The sequence below is a fragment of the Pandoraea iniqua genome (assembly GCF_902459685.1).
GTDB lineage: Bacteria > Pseudomonadota > Gammaproteobacteria > Burkholderiales > Burkholderiaceae > Pandoraea > Pandoraea iniqua.
In genome coordinates this window covers 903,286-916,654 of the sequence record NZ_CABPSF010000002.1, presented here as the reverse complement: position 1 = coordinate 916,654, position 13,369 = coordinate 903,286, and the positions used below count along the sequence as shown (strand labels likewise).

At 64.1% G+C, this 13,369-nt stretch carries 13 protein-coding genes; 7 read left to right on the top strand and 6 right to left on the bottom strand.

All coding sequences use genetic code 11. The features are described from left to right. The first annotated feature begins 35 nt into the window (after positions 1-35). Both PIN31009_RS09860 and PIN31009_RS09855 read left to right on the top strand, forming a co-directional pair. Positions 36-1,259: a benzoate/H(+) symporter BenE family transporter gene (locus PIN31009_RS09860; protein WP_150790112.1), complete on the top strand. Its 1,224-nt coding sequence runs from the start codon at positions 36-38 to the stop codon at positions 1,257-1,259. Between the two features lie 103 nt (positions 1,260-1,362). Then, positions 1,363-1,701: a DUF2322 family protein gene (locus PIN31009_RS09855; protein WP_150790289.1), complete on the top strand. Its 339-nt coding sequence runs from the start codon at positions 1,363-1,365 to the stop codon at positions 1,699-1,701. 129 nt (positions 1,702-1,830) lie between these two features. Here PIN31009_RS09855 and PIN31009_RS09850 read toward each other — a convergent pair whose 3' ends face one another. From PIN31009_RS09850 to PIN31009_RS09830, 5 genes are all read right to left on the bottom strand, one after another. Beyond that, positions 1,831-2,661 (bottom strand): class I SAM-dependent methyltransferase, encoded by an 831-nt coding sequence (locus PIN31009_RS09850; RefSeq protein WP_058379434.1) that lies wholly within the window; start codon positions 2,659-2,661, stop codon positions 1,831-1,833. A gap of 122 nt (positions 2,662-2,783) precedes the next feature. Continuing rightward, positions 2,784-3,326, bottom strand: a complete 543-nt coding sequence (locus PIN31009_RS09845; RefSeq protein ID WP_150790111.1) for a DNA-deoxyinosine glycosylase — start codon at positions 3,324-3,326, stop codon at positions 2,784-2,786. A gap of 7 nt (positions 3,327-3,333) precedes the next feature. Then, positions 3,334-3,939 (bottom strand): chorismate--pyruvate lyase family protein, encoded by a 606-nt coding sequence (locus PIN31009_RS09840; RefSeq protein WP_150790110.1) that lies wholly within the window; start codon positions 3,937-3,939, stop codon positions 3,334-3,336. 163 nt (positions 3,940-4,102) lie between these two features. Beyond that, complete coding sequence (gene htpG, locus PIN31009_RS09835; protein ID WP_150790109.1) at positions 4,103-5,989, bottom strand: molecular chaperone HtpG; 1,887 nt, start codon at positions 5,987-5,989, stop codon at positions 4,103-4,105. A 204-nt stretch (positions 5,990-6,193) separates the two neighbouring features. Continuing rightward, the gene (locus PIN31009_RS09830; protein ID WP_425495480.1) at positions 6,194-7,621 is read right to left on the bottom strand and encodes an aminotransferase-like domain-containing protein; all 1,428 of its coding nucleotides are present in this window, start codon (positions 7,619-7,621) and stop codon (positions 6,194-6,196) included. Between the two features lie 277 nt (positions 7,622-7,898). Between PIN31009_RS09830 and PIN31009_RS09825 the strand changes: the two genes are divergently transcribed. From PIN31009_RS09825 to PIN31009_RS09805, 5 genes are all read left to right on the top strand, one after another. Next, a complete protein-coding gene (locus tag PIN31009_RS09825) occupies positions 7,899-8,237 on the top strand; it encodes a DUF2917 domain-containing protein (protein ID WP_150684029.1) in 339 nt (112 codons plus the stop codon). A 107-nt stretch (positions 8,238-8,344) separates the two neighbouring features. After that, on the top strand, positions 8,345-9,046 hold the full coding sequence (locus PIN31009_RS09820) for a VOC family protein (protein WP_150790107.1): 702 nt from the start codon (positions 8,345-8,347) through the stop codon (positions 9,044-9,046). A gap of 112 nt (positions 9,047-9,158) precedes the next feature. Next, positions 9,159-10,055, top strand: a complete 897-nt coding sequence (locus PIN31009_RS09815; protein ID WP_150684027.1) for a DMT family transporter — start codon at positions 9,159-9,161, stop codon at positions 10,053-10,055. 169 nt (positions 10,056-10,224) lie between these two features. Next, a complete protein-coding gene (locus PIN31009_RS09810) occupies positions 10,225-11,415 on the top strand; it encodes an aminotransferase-like domain-containing protein (RefSeq protein WP_150790106.1) in 1,191 nt (396 codons plus the stop codon). A gap of 57 nt (positions 11,416-11,472) precedes the next feature. After that, complete coding sequence (locus PIN31009_RS09805) at positions 11,473-11,928, top strand: RidA family protein (RefSeq protein WP_058379442.1); 456 nt, start codon at positions 11,473-11,475, stop codon at positions 11,926-11,928. Between the two features lie 107 nt (positions 11,929-12,035). Here PIN31009_RS09805 and PIN31009_RS09800 read toward each other — a convergent pair whose 3' ends face one another. Beyond that, the gene (locus PIN31009_RS09800) at positions 12,036-13,301 is read right to left on the bottom strand and encodes an MFS transporter (protein WP_150790105.1); all 1,266 of its coding nucleotides are present in this window, start codon (positions 13,299-13,301) and stop codon (positions 12,036-12,038) included. Between the last annotated feature and the right edge of the window lie 68 nt (positions 13,302-13,369).

Genomic DNA, 13,369 nt, shown 5'->3' with positions numbered 1-13,369 from the left:
GCGCCATCATAAGAACTAAACAACACGAGACACTCATGACGTCCAGTACCACGCCGCAGCCGCCGCTGCCGCCACTGCCCCCACTGCCACCATTAAGGCCACTCGCGGACACCTCGCCCTCGGCCATCGTCGCCGGCTTCGTGGCGATGATGACCGGCTACACCAGCTCGCTCATTCTGATGTTTCAGGCCGGACAGGCCGCGCACCTCACGCCGGGTCAGATTTCCTCATGGATCTGGGCGCTGTCGATCGGCATGGGCGTCACGACCATCGGACTATCGCTGCGCTACCGCACGCCCGTGGTCATCGCGTGGTCGACGCCGGGCGCTGCGCTGCTGATCACGTCGCTGCCGGGCGTGCCCTACAGCGAAGCCATTGGGGCCTTCATCGTCTGCAACGCGTTGATTGCCATCTGCGGACTGACGGGCGGCTTCGAGACCATCATGCGGCGCGTACCGCCGGCGCTGGCATCGGCGCTGCTCGCGGGCATTCTGTTTCGCATCGGGCTGGAAATCTTTGTCGCGGCACAGCATCAGACGGCGCTCGTGCTCGCCATGTTCTTCACGTATCTGATCGTCAAACGCTTCGCCTCGCGCTACGCGATTCTGCTGGCCCTCATCGTCGGCACCGCCGTCGCGGGCGGCCTTGGCCTGCTGGATTTCAGCCACTTCGACATCGCACTCGCCAAACCGGTGTGGACGACGCCGTCGTTCTCGCTCTCGGCCACCATCAGCATCGCGATTCCGCTGTTCGTCGTGGCCATGGCTTCGCAGAACGTACCGGGCCTTGCGGTGCTGCGCGCCGATGGCTATAAGGTGCCGGCCTCGCCGCTGATCTCGACCACGGGCATTGCGTCGGTCTTGCTCGCCCCGTTCGGCGCACACGGTATTCATCTGGCCGCGATTACCGCCGCCATCTGCACTGGGCGCGAAGCCCATGAAGACCCCAACAAGCGCTACACGGCAGCCGTCTGGTGCGGCGTGTTCTATCTGATCGCGGGCACGTTCGGCGCAACGATTGCCGCGCTGTTTGCCGCGTTCCCGAAGGCACTGGTGGTGTCGATTGCGGCGCTCGCGCTGTTCGGCTCGATCATGAACGGGCTGGCCAATGCGATGAGCGACACGAAGCAGCGTGAAGCGGCGCTGATCACGTTCATGGTGACGGCCTCGGGGCTCACGCTGCTGTCGATCGGCTCGGCGTTCTGGGGGTTGATCGCAGGCGTGGTGACGCTGGCGATTCTTCAGTGGCGGCGCGCCTGAACCGGTGCGTATCGAAGTGATACCATTCGGCCCGCAACGTATTTCGACGCCGACATGATGTCAGGCAATTTCAGGCAATTTCAGGAGTAGTAAGACAATGGCAGTGATCGAACCGACCCCGGTCTTCAAGGAAAACCTCGCACTGATGGCCGCGGCCGGCAGCATCGACGGGATTGCCCGCATCGAACTGCGCGATGGCAGCGGCGCCGTCGTGGCAACCATCGAGAACGCACCGGGCAAGCAAGGCTCGCTCGCGGTGTATCACTATCTGAAGCAAGCCTTCGGCACGCTCGACGCCACTGCCGCCGAACACGGTCTGGCCGTGTTTGCCGAGCACACCGCCGACGCGCGCAATCGTCCGGGCGCTCACCCGAACGTCGATCGCCTGCTGGCCGTGATTGCCGGCGGCGGTGCACTGACCATCGACGAGATCGCGGCATAACGCCTACGCGTTTTTGCGCAGTGCCATGAAAAAAGCCAGCCTTTCGGCTGGCTTTTTTCACGTCTGGGAGACGCCGTCGGATCGAAGCCAACAGATCGACGGCAGCGTGTCGACGGCAGCGGGTCGACCTTAGATCGTCAGCACCGGGCCGCCGTCACCGTTGGCCGAGCGCAATTGCTTGACCCAGCGCTTGGCGGGCAGGCCCGTTGCGGCTTCCACGATCTTGGCGCGGGCTTCCACGTCCTTCCATTCGACCGACAGCAGCGGGCCGTTGAACGCCAGCACGATCACATTGCCGTCGTGCACTTCCGGGAATTCGATCACGCGGTTGTCGAACGCCTGACGCAGGCGGCGAATGTTCTTCGGGTAGCTGTCGTGATCGCCGAACAGGTTCATCGTCAGCATGCCCGGTGCGCGCAACGTCGCGCGGCAGGCCTTGTAGAACGCCGGCGTGTCGTGCACGGGACCACGCGCGGTCGCGTCGTACAAATCGATTTGCAGGACATCGACGCTGCCGTGATTCGCGGTGTCGGTCACGAAGTTCCACGCGTCGTCTTCGATCACTTTCAAGTGACGCGAATCGCTCGGCAGGTTGAACATCGTGCGCGCCGCGATCACCACGGCGGGATTCAGCTCAACGGCGGTCACTTGCGTGCGCGGGAATTGCTGATGCGAAAACTTCGTGAGCGAGCCGGTGCCCAGACCCAGTTGCACCACATGCTTCGGGGCGCGCATGAACAGCAACCACGCCATCATCTGTTGCGCGTATTCCAGCTCGATACGATCGGGCTTGGACAGACGCATCGCACCTTGCACCCACGCCGTGCCGAAATGCAGGTAACGCACGCCACCCTGTTCAGAAAACGTCACCGGCGCGAAGCGCGGGGTGTAACGACGGGCGGGGCGATCTTCGGTGACGAACGCTTCGGCTTCGATGGATTTGCGTTTGATGAGGGTCATGAGTCCTTCGGGGAGATTCGGGAAATTCCGATGGGATCGCATTGTACCGGGTTCACGCGACACAGCCTTCGCACGCACCACGCGACGGCACGTTCCCTGCGCTGACTGCGTGCGCGACTTCGTTATGCGATGTCGAGCCAATCGCGCAGTGCGAGCCACGCATCGCGTTTGGTCGCATAGGGAATCGTATAAGCCGGGCTGCTGGACGGCAGCAACACGACGGGTATCGTGACGCCGCCTTGCGCCAGTGCGCGCTGGCCGATGCGCCCCGCCGTACCGCCGTTGAACGCCACCGCGCGCAGCGACGGCAACGTGGCGATCAACCCGCTCAGATCGCTGCCCGCATGCAGACGGATATTGCTGTCGAGGCTGCCTTCGCGACGGGCTTCGGCCACCACGTCCCACAGCCCGATGCCATGCGCACGCACCGTGTCGAGCCGCGCCGCATAGTCGAGCGTGGGCAACGGCTTGCCGATCACCTCACCCACCAGATGCCAGAAGCGGTTTTGCGGGTGCGCATAGTACTGCTGGTGCGCGAGCGACACTTCACCGGGCAGGCTGCCAAGGATCAGCACGCGCGTGTGCGCGTCCACCACGGGCGGGAAATTCCGTTTGAGATCGGGTGAATTGGGTGAATCGGGTGGACCGGGTAGCTTGGCAGTCATGAAACGCTCAAACGGCGGCGTGTGCGGGGCGCGCAAGCTGCGCCGCTTGCAGCCGGCGCCAGAATCGTGGCAAAAACGCCTCAGTGACGAGCAACGGTGCGCCATGCCGCAGAAACACCGACCGGCGCGCCCACAACCGTGCACGCGGCGTAAGGCCGATCAGCGGGTCGCGGGCATCGTGCCGCGCCCGGGCGTGGAGCAGATGCCCCGGGCCCAGCGGACGTGAAACGAGGACGGAGCGCGTCACCGTAGGGTCGTGATAAAGCAGATCGGCCAGCGGTCGCGTACGCAGGCGTCGCATCGCCTGCCAGACCGAGCGGCTGTGCACGAGCGGCGTGACACTGTGCGCGACGACGACGGGTTCGTCGTCGATCAGCAGAATGACGTCGCGCGCCCACATCGGTGTGCGCAACGGTACGCCGATCGCGCGGCATTGGTCTGCGTCGGCGGGCAACACCCGCTCGGCGACGACACGCACACTCACCCGGCCAAGCGTCGACAGGTGACGCGTGAGCGCCCCGCCCCGGGTCAACCAGTCCTTATGACGCCGCGAGAGCGCCGGCGACGGGACAGCCTGCCAGTGCCGCCCGCTTACATCGAATCGGAAAGTCATGGGTCGGAATTATAAGGGGCCGACGCCGGTGTGCGCTGCCCACCCGATGCGAAAGCGGCCGCCATCTGCGCCCCTGAATGACAAAAAGCCCGGCATCTTTCGATACCGGGCATTCCTTTCACGTCAACTTCCTGCGGCTGTCTGAAACGCCGATATCAGCCGATCAGCGCGACGCCAGCAACAGCGCGTTGGTGCGCTTCACAAACGCTGCCGGGTCTTCCAGATTGCCGCCTTCGGCGAGCATGGCCTGATCGAACAGCAGTTGCGTCCAGTCGGACAGATCGGCACTCTCGGCGCTCAGACGCTTGATCAGCGCGTGCTCCGGGTTGATCTCCAGAATCGGGCGGAATTCCGGCATCTTCTGCCCAGCCGCCTTCATCAGACGCTGCAACGTCCCGCTCATGTCCTGCTCGTCCGACACCAGACACGACGGCGAATCGGTCAGACGGAACGTCACGCGCACGTCCTTGGCCTTGTCGCCGAGCACGTCCTTCATCTTCTCGATGAGCGGCTTCAGTTCGTCACCGGTCTTCTCTTGCGCGGCCTTTTCACCGGCGTCTTCCAGCGCGCCCAGATCCAGATCGCCACGTGCCACGCTCACCAGCGCACGGCCGTCGAAGTCGTGCAAATACGACAGCAGCCACTCGTCCACGCGGTCGGTCAGCAGCAGCACTTCCACGCCCTTCTTGCGGAACACTTCCAGATGCGGGCTGTGGCTTGCGGCCACCCAGCTCTCGGCCGTGACGTAGTAAATCTTGTCCTGACCTTCCTTCATGCGGCCGATGTAGTCGGCCAGCGACACGTTCTGTTCCGCCGAATCGTTGTGCGTGCTGGCAAAGCGCAGCAGCTTGGCGATGCGCTCGCGATTGGCGTGATCTTCGCCCACGCCTTCCTTGAGCACCTGACCGAACGCGCCCCAGAACTGCGTGTACTTGTCCTGCTGGTTCTCGGCCAGATCTTCGAGCAGGCCCAGCACGCGCTTGGCACAGCCTTCGCGAATGGCCTTCACGTCGCGGCTTTCCTGAAGGATTTCGCGCGACACGTTCAGCGGCAGATCGGCCGAATCGACCACCCCGCGCACAAAGCGCAGATAGTTCGGCAGCAGTTGCTCGGCGTCATCCATGATGAACACGCGCTTCACGTAGAGCTTGAGGCCGCCCTGCGAGTTGCGGTCCCACAGGTCGTACTGCGCATTGCCCGGCACGTACAGCAGTTGCGTATATTCGCTCCGCCCTTCCACGCGGTTGTGCGTCCATGCGAGCGGGGCCTGCATGTCGTGCGCAATGTGCTGGTAGAACTGCGTGTATTGCTCGTCGGTGATCTCGCTCTTGCTGCGGGTCCACAGCGCGCTGGCCTGATTGACCGTCTCATCGGTCTCGGCCGGCACCATGGCCTGCTTCTCTTCGTCCCACGACTCGCCGCGCATGACGATCGGCAGCGAGATGTGATCGGAATACTTGCGAATGATCGATTGCAGTTGCCACGACGACAGCAACTCGTCTTCGCCTTCGCGCAGATGCAGCGTGATGGCCGTGCCACGCGGAGCACGTTCGATGGTTTCGACCGAGAAATCGCCCTCGCCGGCCGACGACCAGCGCACGCCTTCCGAGGCGGGCAGGCCCGCGCGGCGCGATTCGACCGTCATGCGGTCGGCGACGATAAAGCCCGAGTAGAAGCCCACGCCGAACTGGCCGATGAGCGCGGCGTCCTTCTGCTGATCGCCCGACAGGCGCGAGAAGAATTCCTTGGTGCCCGACTTGGCGATCGTACCGAGATGGGCGATGGCCTCATCGCGGCTCATGCCGATGCCGTTGTCTTCGATGGTGAGGGTGCGGGCGTCCTTGTCGAACGACACGCGAATCTTGAGTTCCGGGTCCTGCTCGTACAGCGCCGCGTCGTTGATCGCTTCGAAGCGCAGCTTATCGGCGGCGTCCGAGGCGTTGGAGATCAATTCGCGCAGGAAGATTTCCTTGTTGCTATACAACGAATGAATCATCAGTTGCAGAAGTTGCTTAACTTCTGCCTGAAAGCTCATGGTTTCTTGCGCCATGGTCGAGAACCCTCGTGAAACGGTGAGATGAATGGATAGTCGTCGCGGTCCGCGGCCCGGCGCACTTGCGCGCGCGCTGCCAGTTTCGCGGTACCGCTCGGAACATAGGGACGGCCGGCCCTCATTTCAAGGCCGGCAGGAGGGTTATTTTGCGGCGATTTGTGCGAAGTTGGCTGAATTTGCGGCGCTGTGGGCAAAAGCCCATCAGGCCGCCCGCTCCAACTGCCGCGACAGGAACGCCAGCATCGACGGGTCGCTGGAGCAGGCCACATTCATCCGCATCCACGTACTCGGCGCCTGACGCGGCGAGAACAACGCGCCCGGCGCGAACAGAAAACCGGCCTCGTGGCCCGCTGCCGCTACGGCACTCGTGTCGACGCCGGTATCCGCCCAGAAGAACATGCCGGAGGTCGGATCGCCGAACATGCGCAGGCCGATGTGTTCGAGACGCCGCCGCGCACTGTCGCGCACCTCGTCGAGCCGCGAACGCAGGCGCTCGACGTGCCGCCGGTAGTGCCCTTCCGTCAGCGCCTTGTACACGATGCGCTCGTTGATCTCTGGCGTGGTCGACCCGGCGAGCATCTTGTGGTCGACAAACGTCTTCGCCAGCTCGGGCGAGCACGCGATATACGCCACCCGTAGATTGGCGGCGAGCGTCTTCGAAAAGCTGCCCAGATAGACCACGCGCTTGAGTTGATCGAGACTCGCCAGCCGAGCCACCTGCTGGTGCGGCGGGCACAAATCGCAGTAGATATCGTCTTCCAGCACCATGAAGTCGTACTGCTCGGCGAGCCGCAGAATCTGGAACGCGCGCGCCGGCGTCAGCGACGTGCCGGTGGGGTTCTGCAAAATCGAATTGATGATGAGCAGCTTGGGGCGGTGCTGCTGCACGAGACGCTCCAGCGCCTGTACATCGATCCCTTCCGGCGTATAAGGCACGCCGATCGGCGTCACGCCCTGCGAGGCGATGCGCCCGAACATCACGAACCACGCCGGGTCGCCCACGAGTACCGTATCGCCCGCACGCACGTACAGCTTCAGCAGGAAATCCACCGCCTGCGTAATGCCTGACGTCAACACGATCTGATCGGGGCGCGCGCCAATCTCAAGCTCCGCAAGTTGCGTTTGAAGCTGCACACGCAACGGCAAGAAACCATGCGGATTGCCGGCCTGCAACAGGTACATCGTCGACTGTCGGCTCATCGAACGCATGGCCGACGTCATCATGTCGGCGTCGAGCAGACTCGGCGGCAGATACCCCATGCCGGGTCCGCGCTCGGGTGCCACGGTGTGCAGCATGTTGCGCACGAGCCAAGGCACATCGATCGGCCCCTTCGCCACCATCGGCGCGGCCGCGAGCTGTTGGGGCATCGTCGGCCGCTCGCGCACGTAAAAACCGGAGCCGCGGCGCGCTTCGAGATACCCCTGCGCGACCAGCCGCTCATAGGCTTCCACCACCGAGAAGCGCGACACGTGTTTGTCTTCCGCCAGCGAGCGGATCGACGGCATGCGCATGCCGGGCAAAAACACCCGCTCTTCGATACGCAGGCTCGCCCAATGCACGAGTTGGTCGACGAGTGTCATGCGCGCGGTGTCCAGCGCGGCGTTGTCCGCCAGTACCAGCGGAGAAATGTGGTTCGTTGTCATCGTCTATCCACCTTGTCGGGAAGGCTGGCGTCGCCGGTTGTGCCGGCGCCAGCGCTTGCGAGGCAGAAGGGTGTTTGCCCCGCGCGTGGACGGTTGACCACCGTCTGCGGGGAAAGTGTCTGCCTCGCATCACTCATGGCACGCCACTCTACGCTAGCCAATTTCCCTGTCAATCCCGAACTGTACAGTCAATTATCTGAATATCTGTACCGGTACTGTACCGGAGTTAACCGATAAAGTGTCCTCTCAACTGGAGACCGCTATGCGTGAAATCCGACTCTTCGAGCTGGACGGGGGCCAAACCGTGTTCTGGCAGAACGAAACGCCGCAATCGCTGCAAGTGTTGCAGGGACTGCTTTGGCTGACAGTGGAAGGCGAGAGCGTCGACCATTGGCTGCGTGCCGGCGAGAGCTTCGAGATGCGCGCCGGTCAACGAATCTGGCTGGGCACATGGAAAGACGGTGCCCGCCTGCGGGTGAGCCAGCCCACGATGTCGCTGAGCGCACTGCCGGGACGCACCACCGCGCGCCGCTTCGGCTGGCGCCTGCTGTGGCGCGATACGGCGGCACGCGTCGCCGGCCGTGTGCTGTCGCGCGGCTGATTGACCGAGTCCACGCGGCATAAGCGCCCGCGCGGAGTAAGCTTACGGTTTTGCCACGTTACGCACTGTGCGCACCCGCTGCGCCAATGCCCGAGTCGAACCAGAACATGACCGCATCGCACGCTGCCCATTACAACGCCCTGAAACTCGACCATCTGGTCGTTGCTGCCGAGACGCTCGACGCCGGTGAAGCCCACGTCGTCGAACAACTGGGCCTGACCGACGTCGTGCCGCAGCGCGGCGGCAAGCATGCCCGTATGGGCACGCACAACAGCCTGCTCGGCTTGTGGGGCGGCGTGTATCTGGAAATCATCGCCATCGACCCGGACGCCCCCGCGCCCGAGCGCGCGCGCTGGTTCGGTCTCGACGACGAGGCGGTGCGCACGCGTCTCGCACGTGGCCCGTATCTGGCCCATTGGGTGGCACGCGTTGAGCGTCCGCGCTCACTGCCGCGCTGGCAATCGCAGTATCCGCAGCGGCTGGCACCGGTCATCGCCATGCAGCGCGGCGCGTTGACGTGGCAGATCGGTGTGCCGGACGACGGAAGCCTGCCCTCGTGGCAAGGCGCAGGTCAGGGGCTGCTGCCTACGCTGATCCAGTGGGACACCCCGCAGCACCCCGCCGATGCGCTGCCCGAGACGGGGTGCGCTGTCACGCTGCTGCGCGGTTTCCATCCGCAGGCGACGGCCATTGCCGATCAACTGGCATGGCTCGGTGCGGAGGGTCTCGTGAATGTGGAAGCCACGCTGGTCGAGCCGACACTGGTCGCCGAATTTGAAACCCCGAACGGTCCGCGCTCGCTTCGTTAGTACGAATTAAACGATTAAGACGATTGCGGACGGGTTCGGACCGAACCCACCAAACGCTCGACACAACGCATGGCGGGCGGTACCCCAGAAAGAGACACAAAGAGGCGACAACATGAATTCGCGCGAATCACGGGGCATGCTGATCGGATTGATCGGCGTGCTCATCTTCAGCCTGACCTTGCCGATGACGCGCATCGTCGTGGCCGAAGTCAACCCGCTGCTCAACGGTCTGGGCCGCGCACTCGTGGCCGCCGTGTTCGCGGGCGCGCTGCTGTGGTGGCGTCGCGAGCCGTGGCCGAACAAGCGTCAATTGAAGAGCCTCGCGATCACCTCGCTGGGCGTGATCGTGGCGTTCCCGGTGTTCTCCGCGTGGGCCATGAAGACGATCCCGGCCTCGCACGGCGCCGTCGTCAATGGCCTGCAACCGTTCTTCGTGGCGATCTACGCCTATTGGCTGGGTGGTGAGCGCCCGTCGCGCGGCTTCTGGGTATTCGCACTGCTCGGCAGCGCGCTCGTCATCGCCTTCGCCCTGCGCGCCGGTGGCGGCACATTGCACGCGGCCGACGGCCTCATGCTGCTCGCCGTGATCATCGGTGCGCTCGGTTATGCCGAAGGCGGCAAGCTGGCCCGCGAGATGGGTGGCTGGCAAGTGATCTGCTGGGCGCTGGTCGTCTGTGCGCCCGTGCTGGCCCTGCCCGTCGGCTGGCTCGCATGGCAGCAGCCGTGGCCGGTGAGCGGCCGCGCGTGGGGCGCCTTCGCCTACGTCACGTTGTTCTCGCAGTTCATCGGCTTTTTCGCGTGGTATGCGGGTCTCGCCATGGGCGGAATCGCGCGCGTGGGCCAAGTACAATTGCTTCAGATTTTCTTCACGATTGCGCTGTCCGCCCTCTTTTTCGGCGAACAGGTCGACACCGCGACATGGCTCTTCGCCGCCGGCGTCGTCCTGACCATCGCACTCGGCAAGAACATGAAGATCGGCGCCTCGCGACTCACGGGCAAACCGGTCTGAAGGCGATGTCCGGCGCGCGCGACCCCTGCGCCGGACACCGCTTACCCCCAAGGCGATGCCTCATGCCGCTAAGCGACCGGCATCCGCACCGCCTGACACTTGCGGCCTTTCCGACCGACACCCCGCCATGTTGACGGCCGGTCAGCCGCCTTACCCAAGCGAGACCATCATGCATGATTGGCAATATTCCGAACGTGCCCGCAACCTGACCAGCTCGGCGATCCGCGAAATTCTGAAGGTCACCGAACGCCCCGATGTCATTTCATTCGCTGGCGGCCTGCCCTCGCCCGCCACGTTCCCCGTCGCCGAAATGCGCGCCGCCGCCGAGCGCGTACTGACCGAGTCGCCGCAAGCCGCGCTGCAATACAGCGCCACCGAAGGCTTCGCCCCGCTGCGCGAGTGGATTGCCAAGCGCTACTCGCGCGATGGCCATACGGTCACGCCCGACAACGTCCTCATCACCACCGGCTCGCAACAGGGCCTCGACCTGATCGGCAAGATCTTCATCGACGAAGGCAGCCGCGTGATTGTCGAAGCGCCGAGCTATCTGGGTGCGCTGCAATCGTTCTCGCTGTTTGCGCCCACCTACGTGTCGGTGCCGACGGACGACCACGGCCTGCTGCCGGAAGCGCTCACGCCCGAGCTGGTGCGCGGCGCACGCTTCCTGTACGCGATGCCGAACTTCCAGAACCCGACCGGACGCCGTCTGCCGTTGGCACGCCGCGAAGCGCTGGCGGCCGTTGCGAAGCGCGAGGGTCTCGCCATCATCGAAGACGATCCGTACGGCGAGCTCGACTACGAAGGCCAGCGTCTGCCGAGCCTCATGTCGCTGGCGCCCGATCACGTGCTCTACATGGGTTCGTTCTCGAAAGTGCTGGCCCCGGGGCTCCGTCTGGGCTTCATCATCGGGCCAAAGCCCGTCATCGCCAAGCTCGTGCAGGCCAAACAGGCGGCCGATCTGCACACGCCGAGCGTGACGCAACGCATCGCCTATGAAGTGGTCAAGGACGGCTTTCTCGAGACCCACATCCCGTCGATCCGCACCCTTTATGCGGCGCAGGCCAAGGCGATGCTTGCGTCGCTCGAGAAGCACATGCCGAAGGACGCCACGTGGACCACGCCCGCCGGTGGCATGTTCATCTGGTTGACATTGCCCGCCGGCATCGACACCATGCAGTTGCTGGAAAAAGCGATCGCGCAGAATGTGGCGTTCGTGCCGGGTGCCCCGTTCTACGTCGGCACACCGCAGTCGAACACGTTGCGCCTGTCGTTCGTGACGGTGCCGCCCGAGAAGATCGAAGTGGGCGTCTCACGTCTGGGCGCACTGATCGCCGACGCGTTGACGCGCCGCGCGGCCTAAGGCCTGCCGGATCGATTTCAACGACTCTGTTTCAATGACTCTGCAAGGAAGCCGTACATGTCCGTCTACGACAAACTGAAGCAACTGGGTATCGAACTGCCGACCGCCGGCGCTCCCGCCGCCGCTTACGTGATGAGCGCGCAGACCGGCAACACCGTGTTCCTGTCGGGCCACCTGCCGAAGAAAGACGGCAAGATCTGGACCGGCAAGCTCGGTAAGGACGTCAGCGTGGAAGACGGCAAGGCCGCTGCGCGCGCCGTGGCCATCGAACTGATCGCAACGCTGCACGCCCACACGGGTGACCTGAACAAGGTCAAGCGCGTCGTGAAGCTGATGAGCCTCGTGAACTCGACGCAGGAATTCACCGACCAGCATCTGGTCACGAACGGTGCGTCGGAACTGATTGCCGAAGTGTTCGGCGATGCCGGCAAGCATGCACGCTCGGCATTCGGCGTGGCGCAGATTCCGCTGGGCGCTTGCGTCGAGATCGAACTGATTGCCGAACTGGCCTAAGCCGGACAGACGTCAGGCAGACACGCAATCAAGCAAGCAGGAAACAAAACAGGCACCCTCGGGTGCCTGTTTTGTTATGCGGTCGCGCTACACAAGCGCCGATGCGATCACACCGGCTTGGTATTTCCGTAAGCACGCCGCATGGCGATCGCCACGGCGAGCGAGATGACGACCGCAACACTCAGCAACGCCACGACGCCGTGCCAGCCGTGCGCACGCAGCATCACGCCCGAGTAGCTGCCAAGCAGGCTCGAACCGATGTAGTAGAAGAACAGGTACAGCGCCGAGGCAATCGCGCGGCCCTCGGTTGCACGGCGCCCCACCCAGCTGCTGGCCACCGTGTGCGCACCGAAAAAGCCGAAGGTGAAGATCGCCAGACCGGTGACGACACCGATCACCTGCGGCGCGAGCATGACGATCAGTCCCACGAATGCCAGCGCAACCAGCGCCCAGAGCAAACGAGCACGGCCCAGTCGATCCGACAACGGCCCGGCGATGAACGAGCCCACCACGCCGATCAGATACATCGTGAAGATCGCGCCGATGGCGGCATGCGGCAACTGGAACGGCGCGGCGGACAGATGGAAGCCGAGATAGTTGTACACGCTCACGAAGCTGCCCATCATCAGCCCCGCAAACAGATAGAGGCCGAGCAGCGCGGGGTCGGCCAGATGGCGGCGCGCATGCCCGATGGCCTCACGCACCGTCATGTGACGCGGCGTGAAGCGGCGCGAGTGCGGCAGACTGCGGGCAAACTCCAGCCCCATCGCCAGACACACCAGACCGATCATCGCGACCGACACGCGCCACGAGAACAGGTCGGCGACGAAGGCCGCCATCACGCGGCCGGCCATGCCGCCAAGAATGTTGCCGCCGATATACAGCCCCATCGACATGCCGAGCGAGCGCTGATCGATCTCTTCGCTCAGATACGCCATCGCAATGGCCGGCAGGCCCGACAGCGCCAGCCCCTTGAGCGCCGCGAGAATCACGATGGTTTCGAAGTTGGTCGAAAACGCGCTGGCGAGCGTCAGTACGGACGAACTGAGCAACGCGATCGTCATCATGCGTTTGCGGCTGACACGGTCGGCGGCCACGCACGTGACGAGCAGGCCAAGCGCCATCATCATCGTGGCAGCGGAGACCGACCAGCTCGCCTGCGCAGGCGTGATACCGAAGGTGGTGGTCAGCAGCGGCAGCAGCGACTGCATGCAGTACAACTGCGCGAACGTCGAAAAGCCGCCGAAGAACAACGCGCGGCTGATGACCGCGTATTCACGGGTGCCCCGCGACACGCCGGCGGGCAGTTTGGGCGCAGCGGACTGTGCCGCGGCGGCGCCGTGAGACAAGGGAAGGGAATTCGTAGAGGCCATGGTGCTGGCTTCCCCGTGGGAAGCCAATTCGGAAGGGGGTATAGGCCGATGATAGGTTTGCGCTTACC